The organism is Arthrobacter sp. USHLN218, from assembly GCF_037144715.1.
Lineage (GTDB): Bacteria > Actinomycetota > Actinomycetes > Actinomycetales > Micrococcaceae > Crystallibacter.
Genome location: NZ_JBBCYT010000007.1, coordinates 1 through 26444 on the forward strand (window position 1 = coordinate 1; position 26444 = coordinate 26444).

A 26444-nucleotide genomic window follows, 5' to 3' on the forward strand; every position below is an offset into this window, starting at 1 on the left:
GTTGAAGTGGTCCAGGCGGACGAGTTCGCCGGCGGAGTAGAGGTCGTAGCGCATGTGCAGGCGCTCGACGTGCTCGGTCTCGTGGAAGAACTCGTAGGGGAAGCCCAGCGGATCCTCGACGCGGAGCGAGTCGCCGATGCCCTTGACGAAGCCTTCCTTGCGGCGCTCGGTGCGGCAGCCGAGCTCCCGGTAGTAGGCCTCGGCCTTGTCCACGTCCTCGGGGCTGCGCACGCGGTAGGCGAAGGCGGCGACGGCGGCCACGGGGCCCTTGCGGAGCACCAGGTTGTGGTGGATGAATTCCTCGAAGGAGCGCAGGTAGATCGCGTTCTCGTCTTCTTCGGTCACGTGCAGGCCGAGCAGGTCGACGTAGAAGGCGCGGGACTTGGCGAGGTCGGTGACGACGATTTCCATGTACGCGCAGCGCAGGATGTCGGGCGCCGGGACAGAGGGCTTGGGAATCTCGTTGCTCATTGTTCTCTCCTTTGGGATGGGTCTGGGGGCTAGCTGTCGCTGACGGCGCCGGCGTCCTCGGCCTTGCCGAAGACCGGGTTGTGCACCTCGCCGAGGTTGATGTGGACGGCCTGCTGGTCGGTGTAGAAGTCGATGGAGCGGTAGCCGCCCTCGTGGCCCAGGCCGGAGGCCTTGACGCCGCCGAAGGGGGTGCGCAGGTCGCGGACGTTGTTGGAGTTCAGCCACACCATGCCGGCTTCGACGTTCTGGGCGAAGTTGTGGGCCCGCTTGAGGTCATTGGTCCAGATGTAGGCCGCGAGGCCGTACTTCGTGTTGTTGGCCAGTTCGAGGGCCTCCTCGTCCGAATCGAACGGGGTAATGGCGACGACGGGGCCGAAGATTTCCTCCTGGAAGATCCGGGCGTCCGGTGCGACGTCGGCGAAGACGGTCGGCTGGATGAAGTTGCCTTCGGGGAAGGCCTCCGGGCGGCCGCCGCCGGCGGTCAGGCGTGCCTCCTGCTTGCCGATCTCCACGTAGGACATGACCTTTTCGAAGTGCTCCGGGTGGACCAGGGCGCCGACCTCGGTCGCCTCGTCGTGGGGGTAGCCGACCTTCACGCGCTTGGCCTGGGCGGAGTAGCGCTCCACGAATTCGTCGTAGATGCTCCGCTCGACCAGGATGCGGGACCCGGCGGTGCACCGCTCACCGTTCAGGCTGAACACGCCGAAGACGGTCGCGTCGATGGCGGCCTCCAGGTCGGCATCGGCGAAGACGACGGCGGGGGACTTGCCGCCCAGCTCCATGGACAGGCCCTTCAGGTAGGGAGCCGCGTTGCCGAAGATGATCTGGCCGGTGCGGGACTCGCCGGTGAAGGAGATCAGCGGGACATCCGGGTGCTTGACCAGGGAGTCGCCGGCGTAGCCCTCTTCGCCGAAGCCGTGGACGATGTTGAAGACGCCCTCCGGCAGGCCGGCCTCTTCGAAGATCCCCGGCCACAGGGAGGCGGAGAGCGGGGTGAACTCGGCCGGCTTCAGGACCACGGTGTTGCCGGTCGCCAGAGCCGGTCCCAGCTTCCAGGACTCAAGCATGAAGGGGGTGTTCCACGGCGTGATCAGGCCGGCCACGCCGATGGGCTTGCGGTTGACGTAGTTGGCCTGGCGGCCGGGGACTTTGAAGGCGTCATCGTGCTGGGCAACGATCAGGTCGGCGAAGAAACGGAAGTTCTCTGCCGCGCGGCGGGCCTGGCCCAGGGCCTGCTTGATCGGCAGGCCGGTGTCGAAGCACTCCATCTCGGCGAGCTCCTGGCCGCGGGACTCGACGATGTCGGCGATGCGGTGCAGTACCCGGGAGCGCTCGCGGGGAAGCATTGTCGGCCAGGGGCCGTTTTCGAAAGCGTCCTTGGCGGCGGTGACTGCCGCGGCGACGTCGGCGACCTTGCCGGATGCGGCCTTGATGTACGGCTTGTTGGTCACCGGATCCAGCACGTCGAAGGTATCGCCGTCGATCGAGTCGACGAGCTTGCCGCCGATGTAGTGCTGGAGGTGGGTGGGCAGGTTCTCGGGCACAAAGTGGTCGGCCATGATCTACCTTTCGTTGTTGGCCAGCTCGTTGCGGGCTGGCGGAGGTTGCTAAAGGAGGGAGGGCGGTTGGTTCCTCTGGGCCATATAGGCGTTGAGAGTGCCCGTCCGGTGGGCCCGGGCGGCCATCTCGATCTGGTGCGGGCTGGCTTTGGCATCCAGCAGTTCGAGAAGCCCTTCGTGTTCTGCGACGGACTCCCGCGCCCTGCCGGGCACGAGGTCGAAGCTGGAGGCACGCATCGCGTTCAATCGGTTCCAGCCGCGGTGCACCAGGTCCAAGATGTGCGGATTGGGGCAGCGGCCGTAGAGGATGGCGTGGAATTCGTTGTTCAGCCGCGTGAAGCGGACCGGTTCGAAGTTCTCCAGGCACTCGCGCAGCTGGTTGTTCAGCTCGCGCGCCCGGCGAAGGTCCTCGTCGGTGATGAGGTGGGCGGCCAGGCCCGTCGCGGCGCCCTCGACGATGCTCAGGGTCTGCATGGTGTGCAGGTAGAGCGTGGCGTCGATGGAAGCGACCGTTGCTCCGACGTTCCGCTCGAAGGTGACGAGTCCTTCGGCCTCGAGCCGTCGGATCGCTTCCCGGACCGGTACTACGCTGCAGCCGAGCTCGTCGGCGATGCTGCTCAGCACCAGGCGGTAGCCCGGCACCAGCTGGCCGTTGCCGATCCGCTCATGGAGCAGCTGGTAGGCCCGTTCCGACTTCGAGGCGGTCGTCGTCGCGGCGGTCGACACGGTCAGGCCCCGTTGCCTTCTGCAACCCACTGCTGGTACTTGGCCAGCCAGTCGGCGTTCATCGGGAACAGACCATCGATCTTGTGGCCTTCCTTGACCATCTGGAACACGAAGCTGTCGCGGCGTTCCTGCTCGACGACCTCGTCGGCGATTTCGGCGGCCAGGGCCGGCGGGATCACCAGGATGCCGTTGTCGTCCGCGACGATGATGTCGCCGGGCTGGATCGTGGCGCCGCCGCAGCCGATGGTCACGTCGTAGTCCCACGGGACGTGCTTGCGCCCGAGCACTGCGGGATGGGCTCCGTTGTAGAAAGTCGGGATGTCCAGGGCCGCAACCTCCGAAAGGTCACGGACGCCGCCGTCGGTAATGATGGCTTCGGCGCCGCGCACCTGGGCGCGCATGGCGAGAATGTCGCCGAGCGTGCCCGAACCCTTTTCGCCGCGCGCCTCCATGACCAGGATCTCGCCGGGTCCGACGGCGTCGATGATCCGCTTCTGGGCGTTGTAGCCCCCGCCGTGGCTCTTGAACAGGTCCTCGCGGTTGGGGACGTAGCGCAGCGTCCGGGCGGTGCCGATGGCTTTCTGGCCCGGTTTGGTGGCCAGCAGCCCGTCGACGCTGACGTTGTTGAGGCCGCGCTTGCGCAGTGCGCCGGAAATCGTGGCCGTGGCGACCGAGAGCAGCTTAGCCTTGACATCGTCCGTCAGTGCCGACTTGCCGGTTACGGCCGGAGCCAGGCCGGCCGCTTCTTCGCTGCCGAAGGCGTCGATGCGGTCCTTGTCCGTGATCTTCGGGGTGTCGCCGAAGGACGCGAAGCCATGCTCTCCCTGGACGACGGTAGTCGCCAGGCGTCCGGTGCTCAGCCCCGCTGCTTCGTCGGCGACCTCGACCTCCACGACATCGCCTGGAACGATGACCGAGGAGCCGGCAGGCGTCCCGGTGAGGATGACGTCACCCGGCTGCAGGGTCATCAGCTGGGACAGGTCGGCTACGATTCGGGCGAAGGAGAAGATGAGTCCCGCGGTCGTGTCGTCCTGGACGGCCTCGCCGTTGACCCATGTGCGGATGCGCAGCCCGTCCGGATTGACGTCCGCAGCCGGCAGCAGGGCCGGTCCGAACGGCGTGAAGCCGTCGCCCGACTTGGAGCGGATGTTAGAACCCTTGTCGGCGTACTTGATGTCGTAGACGCCGAGGTCATTGCTGGCGGTCACGAAGCCGACGTGTCCCCAGGCGTCCTCGACCGAAACCCGGCGGGCTGCGGTGCCGATCACCAAGGCGACTTCGCCCTCGAAGGCCAGGAGTTCGGTGCCGGCCGGGCGTTCGACGGTCCCGCCCGTCAGGGCCAGCGACGACGAGGCCTTCATGAAGTAGGACGGGTTGGAAGGAATACGGCCGCGCTGTTCGGCGCGCGAGCGGTAGGAGAGGTGGACCGCCAGGACCTTGCCGGCCTCATTGATCGTCCGGGCGTCCACTTGCTGCAAAGTGGCCTGCGCGGTGCTTCGGGCGTTGTTGCCGTCGGACAAAGCTCCTCCTGATGTGATGTACGAAATCGTATACGATCCATCATGGCCTGTGCGGCCGGTCACGTCAACCCTTGGAGGGAACATTTCCTAACGGCCGGTCATTTGGGCCCTTGGGGGCGCGGCGGCGCTCCTGCGTGCGGCGTGAAGCCGGCGCGGCGGGCTCCTGTTTGGGGCCGGATCCCGTCGGCGGCCGGTCAGCCGTGATCCCCACTGGACCTACACACCGCCTGTTTTTGCTCGCCCTCGAATGCCTGTACTCATAGTGTGGCGGCATGGCACTCACCTCGTTGGACGCGACCGAAGAGATGGAAACATCCATCTTCGGAATCCGGGAGCGCCTGTTGGAATTGGCCGAGCGGTTCCAAGCCGAGGCAGCCGCTTTGCCGCCTCTCGACTTGGCGGCAGTAGTAGCAGCCGTCGAAGATGTATCGAAGGTCGTTGACTTCTTCCAAGTCGTGGGCGCCCACGCTGTCGAGCAGGCCGACCTGGCCGCCTCGCTTGGTCAAACCGCTGCGCCCAGGCCGCCAATGGGGGCCGACTCGGGCATCACTGCATGGGCCGACCCTGCGACCGCCATCGGGATGCAGGACCCATCCGGATTATCGGAGCTGGCAGCAGGGGGCCGCAAACGGCGGAAGACCGAGTTTGCCAACAACGCGGAGTATCTGCGCTCGCGGTTAGGGATCGGAATTGTAGAGGCTCGGCGCCGGATCAGGGTCGGAAAGGCCATCATCGCGCCCGTTCGGCTTGACGGGGAAGCCGGCGCGCCGGACCTGCCGGCGCTCGCCGAAGCGATGGGCGCCGGTGAGGTCAGCGGCTACGCTGCCGCCCTGGTGACCGACTCGCTCGCCCGGGCTGCCTGCGTTGCCGACGACGGGACGTTGGAAGCCATGGAAGCCTCCTTGGTCCAGCAGGCTGTCGAAACGAATGCCGACACCCTGGGCATGGTGGCCAAGACTTGGGAAACCGCGGTCGACCAGAATGGAGCCGAGCCGAGCGAGGAAGAGCTCAAGGCCCGTCAAGGCGTCTTCTACCGCGGTCGCCGACGGGGGCTGCACCAGTTCGTCATCAACACCACGGACGAACAGTACGAGGCCATGGCGACAGCCATGAACACTGCGACTAACCCGCGCATTCGACCGGACGCGATCGGAGTCGCTGCCGACGGGGGAGCTGAAGCGGCCGGTGCCGGTGCGGGCCGGGGAGCTGCGGCTGTCGGGGCTGATACGGAAGCTGATTCGGTAGGGGCGTCCGGCGCCGGCCGGAGAGCTGCGGGTGTCGGGGTGGCCGGTCTCGCCGCAGGAGCTGAAGCCGGCGGTGCTGATGCGGAAGCTGATTCGGTCGGGGTGGCCGGTGCGGGCCGGGGAGCTGCGGCCGGAGTGGCCCGTGCCGGCCGGGGCGCTGAAGCAGCCCGGTCGGCTGGGCTCGCCGGGGGAGTAGGGGCCGAAAGTGGCGGCGTGGGTGGGCAACCCCGCGCCGACGACGAAAGGCGGGCCGATCAGGCGGACGCTGTCTTGGCCTCGGACCTAACATCGGAGAAGCCGGCTCTGCCGCCGAGCGTGCTGGCAGGGCTGGACGGCTGCACCCGGGCACAGAAACTGCTCGCTGGACTCATCGGCACGTGCAAGATTGCCCTGAAGACCGGCCGGCTTCCGGATTCCGGCGGACACCGGGCTCAAGTCGTCGTCACCACCGGATACGAACAACTCGCCGGGCTTCTGACAGGCGGCGCGAATGCGGTTTTCAACGGACCCGTTTCGGCGACGGCAGTCCGTCGCATGGCCTGCGATGCGGAAATCATCCCTGCCGTTCTCGGGTCCCGAGGGGAAGTCCTGGACCTGGGTCGCTCACAGCGGTTCTTCAGCCGAGCCACACGCAGAGCGCTCGTGGCCAGGGACAAGGGCTGCGCGTTCCCCGGGTGCACTATGCCGGCCTTCTGGACCGAAGCGCACCACATCGTTCCGTGGTGGGCCGGCGGGCACACGAGTGTCTCCAACGGCGTCTGCCTGTGCATCCTGCACCATGATTTGATCGAGCAAGGCAACTGGACGATCAAGGTCGAAGAGGGGATTCCTTGGTTCACCCCGCCCGCCTACGTCGATCCGGACCGAAGACCATTGCGCAACACGTATTGGCAGACGAGCCTCCCGCCTGGACCGCAGTCACACGGTCAGCAGCTACTTCCTGTGAGACAGTAGCCCCGTCCAGAAACGGCATCGCCGGCCCCTGGGCGCCGGCGATGAAAGGCAGAGCGGCGAAGCCCGGGTCCGTTGAGGTTGGACCGGCCGGTCGAGCTGCGGGAAAGTTTGTTGCCGCAGCCGACATGGTTCACCCGACGCTGGGCGCCCGGTTCGGCGGGGTGGGGATCACGACGTTGCCAGTGGTGACATTGCCGGTGTCGGGACTGGCGGCGCTGATACGGTGCAGCTGTGCCTCAACGGGAGCGGGAGGAGAGGACTCCCGGGTTACCGCGTTCGGGGGCAGAACGACGGTTTCGGTCCAGGACCGTAGCTGCAGCGCGACTTCGTGCGCCGTAGGCCGGCGGTCGGGTTCGCGTGCAGTCATCCGGCCCAGGAGTTCCTGCCAGTCGGCGCCGATGGTTTCGGGGATCGGCGGATCCTTCAGCAGCCTGGCGACGGCGGACTCGACGATGGGTCCGGGAAAGGCCTTCTCCCCGGTAATGCATTCCAAGAGCACCAAGCCGAGGGAGTAGATGTCCGAGCCCGGCGTGACGGGCTGGCTGAGGGCCTGTTCCGGGCTGAGGTAGTTGGCCGTGCCGATGGTCGCTCCATGTACGGTGGCTACCGAGGCATCGACGACGCGGGCGATGCCGAAGTCCGACAGCTTCGGGTGCAGCCGGGTGTCCAGGCTGCCGGTGTTGGCCATCAGGATATTGGCGGGCTTGATATCCCGGTGCACGACGCCGTTTTCATGAATGTAGTTGAGCGCATCGGCCAGGTCCGCCCCGATGTTGGCGACGGCTGCCGGCGCAAGCGGGCCGCCCGTGAGCATCTTGCGCAGGTCCTGGCCCTCGATGAGTTCCATCACCAGATAGTTGCTCATGGTGCCGCTGGAATCCTCGTACAAGCCGGCGTCGAGCAGGGTGACCAGCACGGGGTGGCTCAAGGTGGCCAGCAGCAGGGTCTCGGTGTGCTGACGCCGGTATGCGTCGTCGTCGGGAGTTGTGGGCGTGAACATTTTGACCGCCACGTCCCTGTGCAACGTTTCGTCGAGTGCGCGGAACACGGTGGCCGCGCCGCCCGTGCCGATGAGTTCGCCAGTCCTGTAGCGACCCCCAAGGAGAATGTCCACCAAGCCTCCACGCCCAGGATGTAAGTCTGCTGATTTTTCTTAATTCTACGGTACGGCCGCGGCGCCGGGGACCATGTCCCGGCATCGTGAGCAGCTCCGCATTGTCCGCGAGGCGACTCACTAGGTGCTGTCAGTGCCACGGCGGTGCAGCGGAACGGGTCGGGGACATCGTGGACGTGGCGCGGTTGGGCCGCCGCGCCGCATGAGAACAGCGGACAGCGTCACTTGGAGTCCGCCCATCGCGGCTGGCTGCGGCGAGGAGGCGCCCGCTTAGCCGGCGAGGAAGTCGATGGCGGCCGTCTTGAAGACCCGGCTGGTGACCGCGTTGGCGTGGGTCCGGGCCGGGAGCCACTGCAGCTCGGCGCGGGGAGCCAGCTTGGCCAGTTCTGGCGCCGTCTGCGCCAGCTCGTCCCGTTCACCCGCCACCAGCAGCACGGGCATCCGCGGGACGGCCTCGGAGGGGACGAACGGCTCCGTCTTGATGGCTTCGATCATCGTCAACAGGGCAAAGACGTTATTGCCGGGCACCAGCTGGGCCATACGCAGCAGCTCGGCCGTGGACGGATCGGCGATTTCCGAGCCGTCCGCCAGGTAACGCTGGGCGGCCGGCAGGTCGAAGTCGGCCAGGGGGTCGTGGGCGCCGGGCCCGCCCAGCACGATCCTGCGGACCAGTTCGGGCTGGGTAGCGCCGAACTCCCACGCCAGACGTGCGCCCAGCGAATAGCCGATCAGGTCCACGCCGGTGGAATCGTCGTCGTCCTTCAACGGACGCACGTGCGCATTGAGGATCAGCTGCAGCAGGTCCGCGCGGATCCGGCTGGGCGAGTAGGCGTCCATCTCCTCCGGTGCGGGGCTCCCGCCGTGGCCGGGCAGGTCCACGGTCACGACGCGCCGCCCGGCCTGGGTCAGCGCGGTGATCCAGCCGGCGTCCTCCCAGTTGAGCTTGGCGGAGGACGCGAAGCCGTGGAGCAGGATGACCGGGCGGTGCGGACCGGTGGTTCCCGGCGCGGCCTCGTGGACCTGCACGTTCAGGTGCGGGTCCACGCCCTCCACGGTCTGGTCGCGGTGCCTGCCCATGCCGGTCAGTCCTCGTCCAGGTTGGCGGTCAACCGGACGCGGCGCTTGGGCGCCTGCTCCTGGGGCACCGTCCCGACGATGCCGGCGGTGTCGTCCGGGACTTCGAAGACGATCAGCGGCTCGCCGACTTTGATGATGTCGCCGGGTTCGCCGTAGACCCGCACGACCTTACCGGCCTGCGGGGAGGGGAGTTCCACGGCGGATTTGGTGGTTTCGACCTCGACCAGGGGGTGGTTCCGCTCGATCTGTTCGCCCTCGGCGACGAGCCACTCCAGCACGGTCGCCTCGATCAGGCCCTCGCCCAGGTCCGGCAGGGGAAAGGAAATTTCAGCCACGTCGATACTCCAATACTCGCTGGATCCCGAACAGGATGCGGTCAATGTTGGGAATGTACTCGTCCTCGAGGTCTCCTGATGGATACGGTACGTCGAAACCTGTAACCCGCTCAACGGGTGCCTTCAGTGTGGCGAAGCAGTTCTGGGTAATCAGCGCGGCTACTTCCGCCCCAAGGCCGGAGGTCAGGGGCGCTTCGTGGACGACGACGGCGCGGCGCGTCTTGGTCACGGAGGCGGCCAGTGCTTCGGCGTCGATCGGCTTGAGCCAGCGTAGGTCCAGCACTTCGATGTCGATTCCGTCTTCGGCTGCGAGCTCGGCAACCTGCAGGCAGCGGGCGACCATGGCGCCCCAGGCCACCAGCGTCAGATGCCGGCCCTCGCGCACAACCCGGGCGCCTTCGGGGGAGTAGCCGGTGCCGGCGGTGTCCACGGGGCCCTTCTGCCAGTAGCGGGACTTCGGCTCCATGAAGACCACCGGGTCAGGCCTGCCGGCGGCGAACTTGAGCAGGTGGTACGCCTCGTGCGGGCTCGACGGCGAGACCACCTTGAGCCCGGGTACGTGGGCGAAGAGCGCCTCGAGTGACTCCCCGTGGTGCTCAGGGGCGCGGATGCCGCCGAAGCTCGGCACGCGCAGGGTGATGGGCATGGGCAGCTTGCCGCGGCTGCGGTAGTTCATGCGGCCGACCTGGCAGATGATCTGGTTGACCGCAGGGTAGGCGAAACCGTCGAACTGCACTTCGGGAATGGGGTGGTAGCCGGCCATGGCCAGGCCGACGGACATGCCGAGGATGCCGGATTCGGCGAGCGGGGTGTCGAAGACCCGGTTTTCGCCGTACTTGCGCTGCAGGCCGTCGGTGATGCGGAAGACGCCGCCGAGCTGGCCGACGTCCTCGCCCAGGACTATGGCCTTGGGGTCGGCGTCGAGGACCTCGGAGAGGGCGCGGTTGAGGGCCTGCTGCATGGCCAGGGTCTCGAACGCCGGTTCGACCGCCAGCTCTGCAGCAGGGCGCCCGACGGCGGCCGGTGCCTGGCGCGCGCCGCCTGCCGCGGGTTCGATGGTCTCGACGGATTCCAGCTGCGCGGCGGCCTCCCGGGTGTTGTCGCGCGCCGCTTCGAGGTCGCTGAGGGTGGTGCGCTCAGACATGTTCGGACTCCTCCCGCCAGGCGCGGGCCTGGGCCTTCAAAGCTGTTGTCGGTTCCTGGTAGACGAAGTCGAACATCTCCGTGCCCGGGCGTGGTCCAAGTTCGATAATGCCCTCGCGGATGCGTTCCTCTTCCGCCTTGGCCGCGGCGAGCGCTTCGTCGAAGAAGGCCTCGTCGGCAAGGCCCGACGCGGTGAGGTGCGCGCGCATGCGCTGGATCGAGTCCTCGCCTGCGTCGGCGCGCTCGGCCTCAAGGGTGCGGTACCGCCCCGGGTCGTCGCTGGTGGAGTGAGGTCCGCGGCGGTAGGTCATGGCCTCGACGATGGCCGGTCCCTTGCCCGAGCGGGCGTGCGCAAGTGCGGCCGCCGTCGCCTCGGCGACGGCAATGACGTCGTTCCCGTCAACCTGCAGCGAAGGAATGCCGTACCCGGCTGCCCGGGCCGCGACCGCCCCGCCAGCGACCTGGCGTTCCGTGGGGACGGAAATGGCCCAGCCGTTGTTCTGGATGAAGAAGACCACCGGTGCCTTCATGACGGCAGCGAAGTTCATCGCCTCGTGGACGTCGCCCTGGGAGCTGGCGCCGTCGCCGAAGTATGTGATGGCGGCGCCGCCGGTTCCGTCCATGGTCTGGGCATGGGCCCATCCGACGGCGTGCAGCACGGAGCCCGCGACGACAGCCTGGATCGGCGCGAAGCGCGACGCCGCCGGGTCGTAAAGCCCGCCGTGCCAGGTGGCCTTGTGCGTAGCCATGTACTCCACCATGTCAACGCCGACGGTGCGGGCCACGCCCATCTCGCGGTAGGTGGGGAATACGAAGTCGCGGGACATGTCCAGCACGTAGCCGCTGCCGACCTGCGCCGCCTCCTGCCCCAGTTCCGGGGCGTAACCGGGGATCAGGCCCTGCCGCTGCCAGCGGATGGCCGATTCGTCCAGGTGGCGTACGGCCACCATGAGCCGGTAGAGCTTGCGCTGGTCGTCGTCGGCCAGGACAGCGTGGTCAAGGCCAGGCAATTCATCCGCCATGCTGGTTCCTCCGGGGTCGACAAGGCAGGCCGGCGGCGCTGGAACCAGCGCCGCCGGAAGCCGTTGCGGTTTCTGCCAGTGACCCTAATCACCAACACCAGGAGGGGCAACGAGAACAACTAATGCCATGCAGAGTGTGCAATCAGCGACGTTTGAAGCCCTGTCTGCGCGGCAATTTGTCAGCCCTGGTGGACGGGAGCAGCGATCCGCTGCCTCCGGTTGACGGCGACTTTGCTGAGTAGGGCAATCACGGCGATCAGGGCGGCGGTGCTGCCGAGCTGGACCGCTGTAGCCGGCGAGAAGAGGCCGATGACGATAATCCCGGCCAGCAGCGCGAGGCCGATGCCGCTTGTCCAGGGGTATCCGGGGAGCTTCATCGGCAGCGGTTCGCCGTCGCGCGCAGCTCGCCTGCGGAGGATGAGCTGGGACAGCAGCACCATTCCCCATACGGCCAGGCAGGTCGAGCCGACAAAGTTCAGCAGCACCGGGAGCACCTTTTCCGGGAATACAAGCTCCAGCACTGTGGCGGCGAAGCCGAAGGCCACCGAGGCGAGCACGGCGGGGACGGGGACGCCGCGGGAGGTGATGTTCTGCAGCCTGGCCGGGGCGTCCCGGCGCCGGGACAGCGAGAAGATCATCCGGGACGCGCCGTACAGGTTCGCGTTGAGGGCGGACAACAGGGCGATGGCGGCGATCAGCGTGATGGCGACGTCCGCGCCGGGGATGCGGGCTTCGGCCAGGACCGCCGCGAAGGGCGAGGCCAGGGCCGGCGAGTCCCACGGCACCACCAGCGTGATGACCAGGACGGAGCCGACGTAGAACACCAGGATGCGCCACACCACCGTCTTGACCGCCCGGGCCACGCTGCGCTGCGGGTTCCTGGTCTCGGCGGCGGCCACGGCGACGATCTCGGTGCCGCCGAAGGCGAAGATGACCACCAGCAGGCCGGTGGCGATGCCCCCGAGGCCGGCCGGAGCGAACCCGTCCGTGCCGAGGATGTTCGTCAGGCCGGGCGACGGTGACTGGGGCAGCCAGCCGGCCATCAAGGCTACGCCGACCGCCAGGAAGGCCAGGATGGCGGCAACCTTGATGATGGCGAACCAGAATTCGAACTCGCCATAGTTGTTCACGCCGAGCAGGTTGACGGCCGTGAAGACAACCATGAATGCCAAGGCCAGCAGCCACACGGGCAGCCCCGGCCAGACGGAGGCGATCAGTCCGGCGGCACCCACCGCTTCCGCCGCGATCACAATGACCAGCTGGCCCCACCAGAGCCAGCCGATGGTGGCGCCCGCCGTCGGACCCAGTGCCTTCTCCGCATACGTGGAGAAGGCTCCGCTGCTGGGGTGTGCGGCGGCCATCTCGCCCAGGGCCCCCATCACGATAATCACCAGGGTCCCGGCGATCAGGTAGGACACCAGCACAGCGGGCCCTGCAGCCTGGACGCCTGCTCCGGAGCCGAGGAAAAGGCCCGCACCGATGGCGCTGCCGAGTCCCATCATGATCAGCTGCCGCGGCTTCATGGACTGGCCGAGGCCGGCGGGATGGGCGCCGGTAGACTGCCCGGACGCACGGGGGAATCTCGTCATTGTGAATTTCCTGTCATCACCCTGCCGCGGTGGCGGCAGGCAGCGGGCGGGCCCTCACCGCTGCATTTGGTCCAGCCGGCGGCCCGGATGACAATTTGTATGTCCCGCAGCCGAATGGCTGGTCAAACCGAAAGAGGTTTCAACGGATGAATATCGATTCGCTGGATTCGGATATCGTCACGCTGTTCAGTCAGGACCCGAGAATGTCCGTCCTGGAAGCCTCCCGGGTCCTCAAAGTGGCCCGTGCCACGGTACAGGCCCGGCTCGACAAGATGCAACGTGCCGGGGTGATCGCGGGGTGGGGGCCGCGCCTGGAACCGGCCGAACTCGGCTACGTCGTGAAGGCCTACTGCTCGCTCGTCATCCGGCAGGAGATCGGCCACGACGCCGTCGCTGCGGCGCTTGCACGTATTCCCGAGGTCCTGGAACTGCACACCGTATCCGGCGAGAGCGACCTACTCGCCTGCGTCGTCGCCAGATCCAACGCCGACCTGCAGCGCGTGCTGGACGAAATCACCGGCACCAATACCGTGCTTCGGTCCTCCTCGGTGATTGTCCTGAATAGCCACTTCGACAGCCGGACGCTGCCTTTGGTGCAGGCTGCGGCCGGGAAGCCGGACGCCGGGCCGCAGGGATAGCATCACGGTCTGGCGCCCCGAAAGTCACGACTTCGGCCTGCGGCGTCAGAACACTGGCGTCACAGAACGCCGAGATCCGGCAAGAGATTGGGTCAGAAAGACTTTAACCCGCTACAATGAGTTCTGGTCATTCTGACCTTTACCTACGACGGCGGCGCGAAGCCGGAAGGGAGCGGCACCATGGACTATGCAGCCAACGTGTCCGAGCGCCGCCGGCAGCCGCCGGAGCTGGCGATTTCCACCGTGATCTTCGCGCTGCGGGGCGACGGCGAGGCGTCGAGGCCGACGCTCTGGATGCCGCTGGTCCGGCGCACCCGCCAGCCGTACCAGGATTTGTGGGCTTTGCCCGGCGGGCCGCTGAGTGCGGCCGAATCCCTGCAGGACGCAGCGGCCAGGAATCTCCAGGAGACCACGGGACTGCAGCCGGACTATTTGGAGCAGCTCTACGCCTTCGGCGGGCTGGATCGATCCCCGGCCCAGCGCGTCGTCTCCATCGTCTATTGGGCGCTCGTCAAGCCGGACGAGGCCGCTCTCGCGCAGGAAACGGACAATGTCCGGTGGTTCCGGGCGGACGGGGTGGGCCAGCTCGCCTTCGACCACAACCAGATCGTCGACTATGCGCTCTGGAGGCTTCGGAACAAGGTTGCCTACAGCTCCATCGCCTACGCGTTCCTCGGCGAGAAGTTCACCCTGGCCCAGGTCCGCGAGGTCTACGAGGCGGTGCTCGGCAAGACCCTCGACCCGGCCAACTTCCGGCGGCAGCTGCGGGCGGCGCCGGATATCGAGGCGACCGACGAATACCTGCAGGGCGGCCGGCACCGTCCGCCCCGGCTCTTCCGCTACACCGGTTCGACCGGTCCCAAAAACGGCCCGCTCGCCTGAGCCGGCCTCCTTCTACAGCCAGCGACAGCCAGATTAACGGAGAAACCCATGGCATCGATCAGCAGCACCATCGACCTCATGACCCGGCCCGAGGCCGAGGCGGCCGCGGCGTCCGGCGGTACCTGCAGCCCTGACCTGGTGAAGGCGCCGTGGAATTTCGACGGCGGCGCGCTGCCGGCGTACGGGCCAGGTGCGTCGATGGCGGACAGCGCGCCGGCGGCCACGCCGCGGCAGGGGCAGATCCCCGAGGAGTACCGGCTGGCCTCGGACGAAGAACTCGATGCCCGGATCCTCGCCGCGAAGGGGAAGCTGGGGGACAAGCTGGTCATCCTCGGGCACTTCTACCAGCGTGACGAGGTCGTCAAGTACGCGGACTTCGTCGGCGACTCCTTCCAACTGGCGCAGGCGGCCAAGGAGAAGCCCGAGGCCGAGGTCATCGTCTTCTGCGGCGTGCACTTCATGGCCGAGACCGCCGACATGCTCTCCGGCGAGGACCAGGCGGTGATCCTGCCGAACCTGGCCGCAGGCTGCTCCATGGCGGACATGGCGGACTCCGATTCGGTCGAGGCCTGCTGGGACCAGCTGAGCGGCATCTTCGGCACCGAGCCGGACGAGGACGGCAAGATCCCGGTCATGCCGGTGACGTACATGAACTGCTCGGCCGCGCTGAAGGCCTTCGTGGGGGAGCACGGCGGCATCGTCTGCACCTCCTCCAACGCTGCCACGGTGCTGGAATGGGCCTTTCAGCGCGCACAGCGGGTGCTGTTCTTCCCGGACCAGCACCTGGGCCGCAACACCGCCAAGGCCATGGGCGTCCCGCTGGAGCAGATGCCGATGTGGAACCCGCGCCAGGCCCTGGGCGGCAATGAGGAGCAGGCCCTGCTCGATTCGCGCGTGATCCTCTGGCACGGGTTCTGCTCCGTGCACAAGCGCTTCACCGTGGACCAGATCGAGAAGGCCCGCGCCGACTACCCGGGAGTGCGGGTCATCGTGCACCCGGAGTGCCCGATGCCGGTGGTCGACGCCGCGGACGAGTCGGGTTCCACCGACTACATCCGCAAGGCCATCGCCGCCGCCAAGGAGCCCACGGTTTTCGCCGTCGGCACCGAGATCAACATGGTCAACCGGCTCGCGGCCGAGTACCCGCAGCACACCATCTTCTGCCTGGACCCGGTGGTCTGCCCCTGCTCCACGATGTACCGGATCCATCCGGGCTACCTGGCGTGGGTGCTGGAGGCCTACGCGGGCACGGGCTCGCTGCCCGGCGGCGAGATCCTCAACCGCATCACCGTGCCCGAGTCTGTGGCGGTCCCGGCCCGCGTGGCGCTCGAGCGGATGCTGGCCGCACGGCCATGACCGCGGCCGCTAGCGCAAGCCCGCTGCGCGCCGTCGTCGTTGGTTCCGGCATTGCGGGACTGTACGCCGCCGCACTGGCCGCCGAGCAGCCGGGCGTCGAGGTAACCCTGCTGGCCAAGGGCGCGCTGGAAACGAGCAACACGTGGTTCGCCCAGGGCGGCATCACCGCCGTCACGGCCCAGGGCGCGGCGGCCGGCGATTCGGTGCAGGCTCACGCCGCGGATACCTTCCGTGCGGGCGCTGGCATGAACGACGACGACGCGGTGCAGCTCCTGTGTTCGGCCGCTGCCGGCGAGATCGCGGTCCTGCGGGACTGGGGCGTGGCCTTCGACCTGGACGGAGGCCGGCTGGCCCTCGGGCTGGAGGGAGCGCACTCGGCCGCGCGCATCCTGCACGCGGGCGGCGACAGCACCGGCGCCCGCATCGCCCGGGTCCTGGTCGACCGGGTGCGCGCGCTCGCCGACGCCGGCCGGCTGCGAATCCGCGAGCACGCCTACGTGCAGCGGCTGCTGCTGGACGGCAACCGCGTCACGGGGGTCGAAGTGCTCGAAGGGCCGCAGAACACACGGCCCACCGAGGCGGCGGCCGACGTCGTAATCCTCGCGACGGGGGGCGCTGGGCAGCTCTTCGAGGCCACCACTAATCCGGCCTCGGCCACGGGGGACGGAGTGGCGCTGGCGTGGGAGGCCGGCGCGGTGCTCGCGGACCTCGAGTTCATCCAGTTCCACCCCACGCTGCTGGATCCAGCGGCAACCGGCGGCGCTGCCTTCATGATCTCCGAGGCGGTGCGGGGCGAAGGCGCCCTGCTGGTGGACTCCTCCGGGCGGCGGTTCATGGCTGATTACGACGAGCGGGCCGAATTGGCCCCCCGGGACGTGGTCTCGCGCGCCATCTGCCAGCAGCTGCGGCTGCTCGAAGGCCGGGGCGACGAACCGCAGGTCTACCTGGACGCCACAGGGATCGCCGCGCGGCGCGGTCCGGACTTTTTGGCTCGACGGTTCCCGACCATCGACCGGACCGTTAAGTCCCTCGGCTTCGACTGGAACACCGTGCCGCTGCCCGTTGTGCCGGCGTCGCACTACTGGATGGGCGGGATCCGCACGGACACGTCGGGGCGGACGTCCCTGCCGGGCCTGTTTGCGGTCGGGGAAACGGCGTGCACCGGGGTGCATGGTGCCAACCGGCTGGCCTCGAATTCCCTCCTGGAAGGGCTGGTCTTCGCCCGCCGCGCCGTCGATGCGCTGCAGGTGGGGAACGGCAGCACGCCGGTCTTCGCGGCCATGCCGCTGGAGCTGCAGGACGGGACCGTCGAGTGCACGCCGGCCCAGGTGCGAGCCCTGATGTCGGAGGCCGCGGGCGTCACGCGCGATGCTGCCGGGCTCGAGCTGGCGGCGAAGCAGCTCCGGCAGTGGCGCGCGCCCGGTCCCTGCTCGGCCGGAACGGAGGCGGCCGAAGCCGGCCCGGCCGCGGCGGAACACCGCAACCTGCTCATCAACGCCCGGCTGGTGGTCGCCGCCGCCGCCGCGCGGCGCGATTCGGTCGGCGCCCACTTCCGCACCGACTTCGGCCAGCCGCCGGCGGGCACGGACAGCCTGCACTTCATCAACGCCGGCGCGGCCAGCTCGATTAGCACTGCCGGCGCGGCCATCGCCTTGGCGAGCCATGCCGTCGCGGCCGGCTCGATTAGCAATGCCGGCGCGGCCACCTCGGTGAGCCACGCCGAGGCGGTCAGCTCGGACAGCGTCGAGCTGATCGGCACCCAAGCCATCAACGCCCACGCGGCCGCGCGCCGCCTCGTCAAGGAGCCTGCATGAGCCCCATTCTTCCGCCCGACCAGTCCGCCGTGGAGCGCATCGTCGCCGCCGCGCTCGCCGAGGACGCGCCGTGGGGCGACGTCACTTCCAACGCGCTGATTCCAGCGACGGCCGGCGCGACGGCGGAGCTCACCGCCCGCGAGGCCGGCGTGTTTGCCGGTTCTCCGGTGCTGCAGACCGTGTTCCGCCAGGTGGATTCCGCCGTTGCCGTGGAGCTCAAGGTGCAGGACGGGGAACGGTTCGAGGCCGGCCAGGTGCTGGCTGTCGCGAGCGGCAGCGCGCGCTCCATCCTGCTCGCCGAGCGGGTGGGCCTGAACCTGCTGCAGCGGTTGTGCGGCATCGCTACGCAGACCGCCGCGTTCGTGGCGCGGACCGAGGGCACCAAGGCCCGGATCGCCGACACCCGCAAGACCACCCCGGGCCTGCGTGCGCTGGAGCGGTACGCCGTGCGCTGCGGCGGCGGGCACAATCACCGCTACTCGCTTTCGGACGCCGTGCTGGCGAAGGACAACCATTTGGCCGTCATCACCGAGGGCGGGCGGCGGGACCTGACGGAGGCACTCCTGGAGGCGAGGGCCGGCCTGCCGCATACGGTCCATTTCGAGGTCGAGGTGGACCGGGCGGAGCAGATCGAGCCGGTGCTGGCGGGCGGAGTGGATACCATCATGCTGGACAACTTCACCGTCGACCAGCTGCGTGCCGGCGTCGCACAGGTGGCCGGCCGCGCGCTGGTGGAGGCCAGCGGCAACGTCCGGCTCGACACCGTCGCGGACATCGCCGCCACCGGCGTCGACATCATCTCCTCCGGGGCGCTGACCCACAGCGTCCGCTCGCTCGACCTCGGACTGGACATCAACATCCCATGATCTACCTCGATGCCGCCGCCACCGCTCCGGTCCGCCGGGAGGTCCTGGAAGCGATGTGGCCGGCCCTGACCCAGGACTTCGGCAATCCCTCGAGCCACCACACGGTCGGGGAAGCGGCGGCGCGTGCCCTGGACTATGCGCGGACGACGGCGGCATCCGTGCTGGGGTGCCGGGCCGGCGAGATCGTTTTCACCTCCGGCGGGACGGAATCGAACAACCTGGCCATCAAGGGGATCAGCCTCGCGAAGCCGCGGGACCGGCACGTGGTGACGTCCGCCGTCGAACATCCCTCCGTGCTTGAGGCCACGGATTACCTGGAGCGGTTCCACGGCTTCCGCGTGACGCGTGTGGGCGTGGATGCAGACGGCGTCGTGGACCTCGCGCAGTTGGCCGGGGCGCTGACGGCGGGGACGACGCTGTGCACCGTGATGTACGCGAATAACGAGGTCGGGACCGTCCAGCCGGTGGCCCGGATCGCCGAACTGTGCCGCGAGGCCGGTGTTCCGTTCCACACGGATGCGGTCCAGGCCGCCGGCTGGCTGCCGCTCGACGCGGCCGCGCTGGGTGCCGACGCCATCAGCATTTCAGGCCACAAGCTGGGCGCGCCCAAGGGCTGCGGGCTGTTGTACATCGCCGGGCGGCTGCCGCTTGAGCCGGTGCTGCACGGCGGCGGCCAGGAACGCGGGCGCCGCTCGGGCACCGAGAACGTCGCCGGGGCCGTCGGCGTCGCCACCGCGCTGAAACTGGCCGAGGCCGAGCGTCCGGAGTCGGCCGACCGTCTCCGGGGCTACCGGGACTACCTGATCGACACGGTGCTCAAGGCCGTGCCGGACGCATTCGTGACCGGCCACCGGACCGAACGTCTCCCCGCCAGCGCTTCCTTCTGCTTCCCGGGAACCTCCGGCGAGGCCGTGCTGCTGGAGCTGGAGCGGCGGGGCGTGGTGTGTTCCAGCGGGTCGGCCTGCGCGGCCGGTTCCGACGAGCCCTCCACCGTCCTGCTGGCCATGGGCATCGATCCCGACGTGGCCCGGACGGCGGTGCGGCTGACCTTCACGTCCGCTGTCAAGGAGGCCGAGATTGCGCTGGCGGCCAGATCGGTTGTGAGTGCGGTGCAGTCGGTCAGGTCCCTCGCCCGCTGACACCGGGCAGGGCCGGTCCGGATTCAGCCCGCCGTGCCGGAACCGATAGTGTTGGCGAATGGGGCGACCCGCAGCGGGTCGCCGCACAGCCACCCCAGAGGAGCCTCCATGAAACGAGCGGTCTCGGCCCGCCTTGTTGCCAAAACCGCCGCCAATACGTCGCTGGTATTCGCCGTAGCCATTGCCCGTCCGCAGAGCTTCGCGTCCTGCGACGAGGAGTTTGTCCTCACGGTCGACGGCGAACCGGCCGAACTGCAGGAGCACGCCGATGACCACGGCGGACGCCTGCACACGCTGCAGGTGGAGGATCCCGCCGTCGTCCAACTGGATTACCGGGCCACCGTGCTCGGCGAGGCCGCTCCCGAGGCGGCCCGGCCCACGGAACTGATCAAGTACGTGCGGCCCAGCCGCTACTGCGAGTCCGACAAGCTGCTGCCGACGTCCTACGCAGAGTTCGGGTCCCGGCGGGGAACCGAGCTGATCGGCAGCGTGCGCGAGTGGGTTGCACAGGAGCTGAGCTATGTCAGCGGTTCGTCGCGGTTCACCGACGGCGCCGTCGAGACCCTGCTGGCGCGCCGCGGGGTCTGCCGCGATTACGCGCACCTGGTGATTTCGCTGCTGCGCGCCAAGGACGTTCCGGCCCGCCTTGCCGCCGTATACGCGCCCGGGCTGCAGCCGATGGACTTCCATGCCGTGGCCGAGGCCTATGTCGACGGCGCGTGGCACATGGTGGATGCCACGGGCATGGCGCCGCGCGGCTCGATGCTGCGGATTGCCACGGGAAGGGATACGGCGGACACGGCGTTCCTGTCGACCGTTGGCGGTAGCTTGAGGCTGCAGGAAATGCGGGTCACGGCCGAAGCCGAGGGCTTTCCCTCCGAGGAGGATCCCTCGCTGCCGTTCCAGCTGGGCTGACCGGTCGCAACACTTGGACACGGGGTCCCCGCCTATACCGGACTGATCCCCTCCCTCGGTACCGTTGACTCCAAGCGCATCGACTGCGCGGAGGTCGCCTCGGGCCAGCATGGACCGGGCGCTTGCCGGGCGGCGGTGGGCCGGGTCGGCTTTTGGGGAAAGGGGAGCGGCATGCGGATCACGGAGAGCCGGTACCGGCGGGTTGCGGCGGCTGTACTGTGCCTTGCGCTGCTCTCGGGCTGCGCCGCGGGAGAACCGGACGGCAAGCCGTCCGGCAGCGCCGCTGCCACGGCGTCGTCCTCGGCGGCGGCCGGCCAGGCCTCCGGGGCGGCACCGCTGCCGAAGGCCTCCGTCAAGGGCTGGAAGGTGTATTCCGATCCGGACCGGACCGTCAGCTTCGAGCTGCCGGCGGACTGGATCGTGCAGCGCCAGGCCAAACCGACGATGCCGTCAGACGGAGGCCTCCACCTGAACGTGCGGGATGCCTCGGGCAAGGTAGTCGCGGAGCTGCACACCCGGCTGAAGGTGCCGAAGGAAAAATGCGGTCCGGGAGAGGCCAAGGAATATTCGGTCGTCCTCACGGAATCCGCCAAGGTGGCCTCGGCCGGCGGCAAGGATTCGCTCAAGCCGCTGTTCGTGTTCCGGACGCTGCTGGGCTATCAGTACTTCGGCTCCTATGGGCTTACCGACCAGGCCGGCGGTGACGGGATTTTCGCGTGCCGCCTGCAGAACACCGTGGCGGGTCCGAAGCCGGTCGGCGTGTACTCCTTCGCCAATGCCGCCGTGCACGGGGCTCCGGCGCCGGGCAAGGACACGGGAGCGCTGGAGATGTTCGGCCTGATTTCGGAGGCCAAGGCGTTCACGCAGACGGAGCGCTTCAAGACGATCAAGCAGGTCATCAAGTCCCTGAAGGTCCATCAGGAGGGCAAGGCCTGACCCCGCCCCGGGCGGCACGGGCCGGGGACTGCCCGCCGAAGCGGCCGCTTGGCAGCCCCGGCGGGCAGCCCCCTGCACCTTGGAGATCCGGCAGGCCAACGCTGCCCCGGGCCTAGCTGTTCTTGAGTCCGGCCCGAAGCTTGTCCGTCAGCTCGTGCAGCTGACGGAACTCGGCCTCGCTCAGCCGCGGCGCGAGCATCTCGTGCAGATGCCGGACGTGCTCCCGCCCGATCTCCTGCTGCAGCTTCGCGCCGGCCTCGGTCAGCGAGATCTCGATGCCGCGCTGGTCCGCCTCGGCGGTGCGCCGCCGGACCAGTCCCTTGGCCTCGAGGCGCTCCACCATTCGGCTCAGGCTCGGCTGGCTGATCAGCAGGGCTTCGTTGAGCTCGTTCAGCCGTGTCCAGCCGGTGGGGCAGTTGCTGAGATTGAACAGGACATCGTACTCGCGCATGGCCAGCTTCTTGAATTCCGGCAGCTGCTGGAGCCGCCGCATCACGGCTACTTGGGTCCGGAAGAGGGACTCCCAGGCTTCTGTCGTGGTGCGGATCTGCGGCTGGTTAGCCATGCGCTACTGCCTCGGCTTCCTTGCGGGCAGCCTTGCGGCTGGCGTGGGTCGGCGCATCCGGCACATGGGCGGGCCGGCGGGCTGCGAACTCGCGCTTGAGTACCGGCAGGACTTCCTCGCCGAAGAGGTCGAGCTGCTCGAGCACCGTCTTCAGCGGCAGGCCGGCGTGGTCGATCAGGAAGAGCTGGCGCTGGTAGTCGCCGAAGGAATCGGCGAAGCTGAACGTCTTCTCGATGACCTGCTGGGGGCTGCCGACGGTCAACGGCGTCTGCGCGGTGAAGTCCTCCATCGAGGGTCCGTGGCCGTAGACCGGAGCGTTGTCGAAGTACGGGCGGAACTCATTGACCGCGTCCTGCGAGTTCTTCCGCATGAAGAACTGTCCGCCGAGCCCGACGATCGCCTGGTCCGCCTTGCCGTGGCCGTAGTGCTCGTAGCGCTCCCGGTAGAGGCCGATGAGCTGCATGTAGTGCTCCTTCGGCCAGAAGATGTTGTTGGCGAAGAAGCCGTCGCCGTAGTAGGCGGCGAGTTCCGCGATCTGCGGCGTGCGGATGGAACCGTGCCAGACGAAGGGGGCGACGCCGTCGAGCGGACGCGGAGTGGAGGTGAAGTTCTGCAGGGGGGTGCGGTGCTTGCCCTGCCAGCTGACCACGTCCTCGTCCCAGAGCTTGCGCAGCAGCGCGTAGTTCTCCACCGTCAGCTCCAGCGAGTCCTGGATGTTCTTGCCGAACCACGGGTACACGGGGGCGGTGTTGCCGCGGCCCAGGACCAGGTCCACGCGGCCGTCGGAGACGTGCTGCAGCATCGCGAAGTCCTCGGCGATCTTCACCGGGTCGTTCGTGGTGATCAGCGTCGTTGCCGTGGAGAGCGTGATCCGCTCGGTCTGCGCGGCGATGTAGCCCAGCAGCGTGGTGGGGGAGCTGGAGAAGAAGGGTTCGTTGTGGTGCTCGCCGATGGCGTAGACGTCCATCCCGATTTCTTCCACCTTCTTGGCGATGGCGATGGATGCCTTGATCCGCTCCGCCTCGGTGGGCATGCTGCCGTTGGTCGGGTCCCGGGTGATGTCCGAAACGCTGAAGACGCCGATTTCCATGGTGGCGGGTCCTTTCATGATGAGGCCGGTGCGCGGCTGCTATCCATATTACATGCAATTGCATCTATGGACTGAACCGCGGAGCGGCCCCATTCATTCCCGGCCAGGAAATCCCTGGCGCGCACGCCCGGTCAGACAGCGGCCGGCTCGGGCACTTTCTCCACGGGCTGCTGCCGGGCAGCGGCGCGGCGCTCGCGCCTGCCTTCCACCAGGCGGTACAGGACCGGGACCAGGATCAGCGTCAGGGCCGTGGAGGAGACCAGTCCGCCAATAACGACGACGGCGAGCGGCTGGGCGATGAATCCTCCTCCGCCGGTCAGTCCCAATGCCATGGGCGTCAGCGCGAACACAGTGGCCAGGGCGGTCATGAGGATCGGGCGGAGGCGCTGGCGGGCGCCATGCTCGATGGCCTCTGCCACGGGCAGGCCGGGCCGGCCGTCGTGCGGCGCGCGGTACTGGTTGATCAGGTCGATCAGCACGATGGCGTTGGTCACCACGATGCCGACGAGCATCAGCATGCCGATGAGTGACGGCAGGCCGAGCGGGATCTGCGTGATGACGAGCAGCCCGATGGCGCCGGTGGCCGCGAACGGTACGGAGACGAGCAGGATCAGCGGCTGGAGGAGGCTCTTGAAGGCCGCGACCATGATGACGTAGACGATTGCCACCGCGGCGAGGAGGGCCAGGCCGAGCTGTTCGAAGGATTCGGCCTGCTGGGTCGCCGCGCCGCCGAGCGTCGCGTCGACACCTGCCGGCAGCTCCAGGCCGTCAAGGGCGGACTGCACCTCGCGGCTGAGGGCGCCGAGGTCGTCACCGGCGGCGGTGACGGAAATGACCGCGGTGCGTTCCCCTCCCGACGCGGTGATCGAGGTCGGCACCGCGACTTCCTCGACGGTGGCGACGTCGGTCAGCGGGACCGGGCCTGCGGCCGTGGGAATCTCCACGTCGCCCAGCTGTTCGAGGCTGGTCAGCGGCGTTCCCTCACCGACCTGCACCGGGAAATCGGTCGTGCCGATCCGCACCGTGCCGCCCGGCAGCGGGCTGATGGTGGAGGCGACCAGCCCGGCGATCTGCTCCTCGTTGAGCCCCGCGTCGATTGCCTTGGCCCGGTCCACGGAAACCTCGATCACCGGTTCCGATGCCGCCAGGTTGCTCGATACTTCCGCCGCGCCGGGGACCTCGCGGAGCGCGGCAGCAACGGTATCCGAGGCGGCCTGAAGCTGCTCCGGGTCGGCGGCGGAGAGATCGACGTCCACGGTTCCGGAGGTGCCGAAGCCGCCGCCTTGCGTGCTCAGCGTGATGGTGCCGGCGTCCGGCAGGTCCGCGACCAGGCTGCGGACGCCCGCCCGCAGGGCCTCCTGGTCCGCCCCTTCCTCGGTGATGACGGTGTACTGCGCCACCGACGCGCCGGCGGAGCGGAACGCGCCCACGCCGTCGACGCTGTTGCCTATGGTGACCTGGACATCCCGCACGCCGTCGGTTCCGGACAGCAGATCTTCGACGTCCTGCGCGGCCCGGTCCGTGGCCTCGAGGCTGGTTCCCGGCGGAAGCTCCTGGCGGAGGCTGAAGCTGTTCTGTCCCGAGTCGCCCAGCAGGTTGGTCTGCATGAGGGGGACCATGGCCACGGTTCCGGCGAGGAGGAGGACGGCGGCCACGCACGTGATGACGGGGTGCCGCTGCGTACCGGCCAGCAGCGGCAGGTAGCCCCGCTGCAGTCGCGAGCGCTTCTCCGACTCGGTGGCGCGGGCACGTACCGCCTCGGGATCCTCCCGCTGGGGCCCGGACTTCACGAACCAGAAGGCGAGCACCGGAACGATGGTCAGCGACACGAGCAGCGAGGCCAGCAGGGCCAGGGCGGTGGTGATGGCGAAGGGTCGGAAGAGCTCGCCGGCCAGGTCCTGGACAAACGCGATCGGGAGGAAGACCGCCACCGTGGTCAGCGTGGAGGCGGTGATCGCTCCGGCCACTTCGCGGACCGCCGTTAGGATCGCGGTGCGCTTGTCTTCCCCGTAGCCCAGGTGTCGTTTGATGTTTTCGACGACGACGATCGAGTCGTCGACCACGCGGCCGATGGCGATGGTCAGGGCGCCGAGGGTGAGGATGTTGAGCGAGTAGCCGAACGCCGAGAGGCCGATGAACGTGACCAGCAGCGACAGCGGAATGGAGATGGCTGTTATCAGGGTCGAGCGGACCGAGAGCAGGAAGACGAGGATGACCAGGACGGCAAAGCCGAGGCCCAGCAGACCCTCGGTGGTGAGGTCCTTGATGGACTTCTCGATGAAGGGGGCCTGGTCGAACACGGTGGTGAACTTGGCGCCGTGCCCGATTTCGGCTTCGAGTTCGGGCAGCAGGTCGGCGACGGCGTGGGAGAGACCGACGGTGTCGCCGTCCGGCGTCTTGGTGATCGACAGGGCCAGGGTCTCGACGCCGTTGGTGCGGGTGATGGAGGTGCGCGCATCGTCGGCGATGCTGACTTTGGCAACCTCGCCGATGGTGGCCGGGGCCGCGGAATCACCCTGCGGTGCGGTCTCGGCAGGGGCTGCGGTCCCGGCCGGGGGCGCGGTCTGCGATTCGCCGGGAACCCGGCCCGGAACCTGCCCCGATGTCTCCGGTGACCCGCCCGCGGCCGGTGGATCCGCCGTCGTACTTCCCGCCGGGGGAGCCGCGGCACCCGGTGCCGGCGCCGTGGAATCCCCGGTCGGCGCCCCGTCCGCCGCGGCCGCGGACTGCGCCGACGAGCTCTCCGCCGGGGCCAGCGGCAGGGCTTCGATGGCCTTAATGCTGTCCAGGGGGCTGCCGATCTGCACCGAGATGCTTCGGCCGTCCGGTTCGACGGTGCCTGCCGGGACGAGGCCGCCGCTGTTCTGCAGGCTGTCGACGATGGAACCGGCGGTCAGGCCGCGCTCTGCCAGTGACCCCTCGTCGGGGAGGATGGAGACGTGGCGGCGCGCGCCGCCGGAAACGTCGGCGCTGCGAACGCCCTCGAGCTTCTGCAGGCGCGGGACGGTAAGCCGGCTCAGCTCGGTGTTGAGCTCGCTGAGCTCAAGGTCGGAGGACACGGCCAGGAAGACGACGGGGAAGTCGCTGATGCTCCCGGCCAGCGATTGCGGGGCAACGTCGTCGGGCAGCAATTGGCGGGCATTGGAGATGGCCCGGTCCACCTGGCTGCGCGCGCGGTCCAGGTTGGTGCCGTAGGCGAACGTCAGATTGACCGTGGACAGCCCGGTACGCGACGTCGCCGCCGTGGATTCGAGACCCTCGACGGCGTTGAGCGCGGATTCCAGCGGTTCGCTGACCTGTTTGTCCACTACTTCCGGGGAAGCTCCCGGCATCGCCGAGACGACGGTGATGCGCGGGAACTCCAGTGACGGAATCAGCTCTTGCTTGAGCGAGCCCATGGTGATCACCCCGAAGACCGCGGCAAACACGGTAATCAGGGCGATCAGGGCCCGGTTGCCCAGCGACAGCGAAGCCAGCTTGTGCACGGGC

At 68.4% G+C, this 26444-nt stretch carries 22 protein-coding genes; 9 read left to right on the top strand and 13 right to left on the bottom strand.

From position 1 onward, the window contains the following. The 4 genes from WFH44_RS15690 to WFH44_RS15705 all read right to left on the bottom strand — a co-directional run. A partial coding sequence (locus tag WFH44_RS15690) for a VOC family protein (protein ID WP_336714861.1) occupies positions 1-471 on the bottom strand: 471 nt, incomplete at its 3' end. 29 nt (positions 472-500) lie between these two features. Further along, entirely contained in the window at positions 501-2030 is a 1530-nt protein-coding gene (gene hpaE / locus WFH44_RS15695; protein ID WP_336714863.1) for a 5-carboxymethyl-2-hydroxymuconate semialdehyde dehydrogenase, read from the bottom strand. 48 nt (positions 2031-2078) lie between these two features. Then, positions 2079-2756, bottom strand: a complete 678-nt coding sequence (locus WFH44_RS15700) for a GntR family transcriptional regulator (protein WP_336714864.1) — start codon at positions 2754-2756, stop codon at positions 2079-2081. 2 nt (positions 2757-2758) lie between these two features. After that, entirely contained in the window at positions 2759-4276 is a 1518-nt protein-coding gene (locus WFH44_RS15705; RefSeq protein ID WP_442892923.1) for a fumarylacetoacetate hydrolase family protein, read from the bottom strand. A 287-nt stretch (positions 4277-4563) separates the two neighbouring features. Between WFH44_RS15705 and WFH44_RS15710 the strand changes: the two genes are divergently transcribed. Beyond that, the gene (locus WFH44_RS15710) at positions 4564-6474 is read left to right on the top strand and encodes an HNH endonuclease (RefSeq protein ID WP_336714865.1); all 1911 of its coding nucleotides are present in this window, start codon (positions 4564-4566) and stop codon (positions 6472-6474) included. Between the two features lie 130 nt (positions 6475-6604). Here WFH44_RS15710 and WFH44_RS15715 read toward each other — a convergent pair whose 3' ends face one another. From WFH44_RS15715 to WFH44_RS15740, 6 genes are all read right to left on the bottom strand, one after another. After that, positions 6605-7588 (bottom strand): serine/threonine-protein kinase, encoded by a 984-nt coding sequence (locus tag WFH44_RS15715; protein WP_336714866.1) that lies wholly within the window; start codon positions 7586-7588, stop codon positions 6605-6607. Positions 7589-7858: 270 nt separating this feature from the next. Further along, entirely contained in the window at positions 7859-8665 is an 807-nt protein-coding gene (locus WFH44_RS15720) for an alpha/beta fold hydrolase (RefSeq protein ID WP_336714867.1), read from the bottom strand. A gap of 5 nt (positions 8666-8670) precedes the next feature. Next, positions 8671-9000, bottom strand: coding sequence for a biotin/lipoyl-containing protein (locus WFH44_RS15725; RefSeq protein ID WP_336714868.1), 330 nt, complete (start codon positions 8998-9000; stop codon positions 8671-8673). After that, entirely contained in the window at positions 8993-9961 is a 969-nt protein-coding gene (locus WFH44_RS15730) for an alpha-ketoacid dehydrogenase subunit beta (protein WP_336715203.1), read from the bottom strand. Before WFH44_RS15730 ends, WFH44_RS15725 begins: the two co-directional genes overlap by 8 nt. 175 nt (positions 9962-10136) lie before the next feature. Continuing rightward, positions 10137-11165, bottom strand: coding sequence for a thiamine pyrophosphate-dependent enzyme (locus WFH44_RS15735; protein ID WP_336714869.1), 1029 nt, complete (start codon positions 11163-11165; stop codon positions 10137-10139). Between the two features lie 179 nt (positions 11166-11344). Further along, the gene (locus tag WFH44_RS15740; protein WP_336714870.1) at positions 11345-12754 is read right to left on the bottom strand and encodes an amino acid permease; all 1410 of its coding nucleotides are present in this window, start codon (positions 12752-12754) and stop codon (positions 11345-11347) included. A gap of 146 nt (positions 12755-12900) precedes the next feature. Between WFH44_RS15740 and WFH44_RS15745 the strand changes: the two genes are divergently transcribed. From WFH44_RS15745 to WFH44_RS15780, 8 genes are all read left to right on the top strand, one after another. Further along, on the top strand, positions 12901-13392 hold the full coding sequence (locus WFH44_RS15745; protein ID WP_336714871.1) for an Lrp/AsnC family transcriptional regulator: 492 nt from the start codon (positions 12901-12903) through the stop codon (positions 13390-13392). A gap of 180 nt (positions 13393-13572) precedes the next feature. Further along, entirely contained in the window at positions 13573-14274 is a 702-nt protein-coding gene (locus WFH44_RS15750) for an NUDIX hydrolase (RefSeq protein WP_336714872.1), read from the top strand. Between the two features lie 48 nt (positions 14275-14322). Beyond that, on the top strand, positions 14323-15630 hold the full coding sequence (nadA, locus tag WFH44_RS15755) for a quinolinate synthase NadA (protein ID WP_336714873.1): 1308 nt from the start codon (positions 14323-14325) through the stop codon (positions 15628-15630). After that, complete coding sequence (gene nadB, locus WFH44_RS15760; protein ID WP_336714874.1) at positions 15627-17444, top strand: L-aspartate oxidase; 1818 nt, start codon at positions 15627-15629, stop codon at positions 17442-17444. The genes nadA and nadB overlap by 4 nt, the downstream gene beginning before the upstream one ends. Continuing rightward, entirely contained in the window at positions 17441-18310 is an 870-nt protein-coding gene (nadC, locus tag WFH44_RS15765; protein WP_336714875.1) for a carboxylating nicotinate-nucleotide diphosphorylase, read from the top strand. The genes nadB and nadC overlap by 4 nt, the downstream gene beginning before the upstream one ends. Continuing rightward, positions 18307-19449: a cysteine desulfurase family protein gene (locus WFH44_RS15770; RefSeq protein ID WP_336714876.1), complete on the top strand. Its 1143-nt coding sequence runs from the start codon at positions 18307-18309 to the stop codon at positions 19447-19449. The genes nadC and WFH44_RS15770 overlap by 4 nt, the downstream gene beginning before the upstream one ends. A 108-nt stretch (positions 19450-19557) precedes the next feature. Then, positions 19558-20364, top strand: coding sequence for a transglutaminase-like domain-containing protein (locus tag WFH44_RS15775; RefSeq protein ID WP_336714877.1), 807 nt, complete (start codon positions 19558-19560; stop codon positions 20362-20364). Positions 20365-20535: 171 nt separating this feature from the next. Beyond that, the gene (locus WFH44_RS15780; protein WP_336714878.1) at positions 20536-21300 is read left to right on the top strand and encodes a hypothetical protein; all 765 of its coding nucleotides are present in this window, start codon (positions 20536-20538) and stop codon (positions 21298-21300) included. Between the two features lie 112 nt (positions 21301-21412). Here the strand turns inward: WFH44_RS15780 and WFH44_RS15785 are convergent, their stop codons facing one another. From WFH44_RS15785 to WFH44_RS15795, 3 genes are all read right to left on the bottom strand, one after another. Continuing rightward, the gene (locus WFH44_RS15785) at positions 21413-21865 is read right to left on the bottom strand and encodes a MarR family winged helix-turn-helix transcriptional regulator (protein ID WP_336714879.1); all 453 of its coding nucleotides are present in this window, start codon (positions 21863-21865) and stop codon (positions 21413-21415) included. Further along, positions 21858-22955 carry an LLM class flavin-dependent oxidoreductase gene (locus WFH44_RS15790; protein ID WP_336714880.1) on the bottom strand — a complete coding sequence of 366 codons (1098 nt, stop codon included), beginning with the start codon at positions 22953-22955 and terminating at the stop codon, positions 21858-21860. The genes WFH44_RS15785 and WFH44_RS15790 overlap by 8 nt, the downstream gene beginning before the upstream one ends. A gap of 131 nt (positions 22956-23086) precedes the next feature. Further along, positions 23087-26440, bottom strand: a complete 3354-nt coding sequence (locus WFH44_RS15795; RefSeq protein WP_336714881.1) for an efflux RND transporter permease subunit — start codon at positions 26438-26440, stop codon at positions 23087-23089. Positions 26441-26444 lie beyond the last annotated feature (4 nt).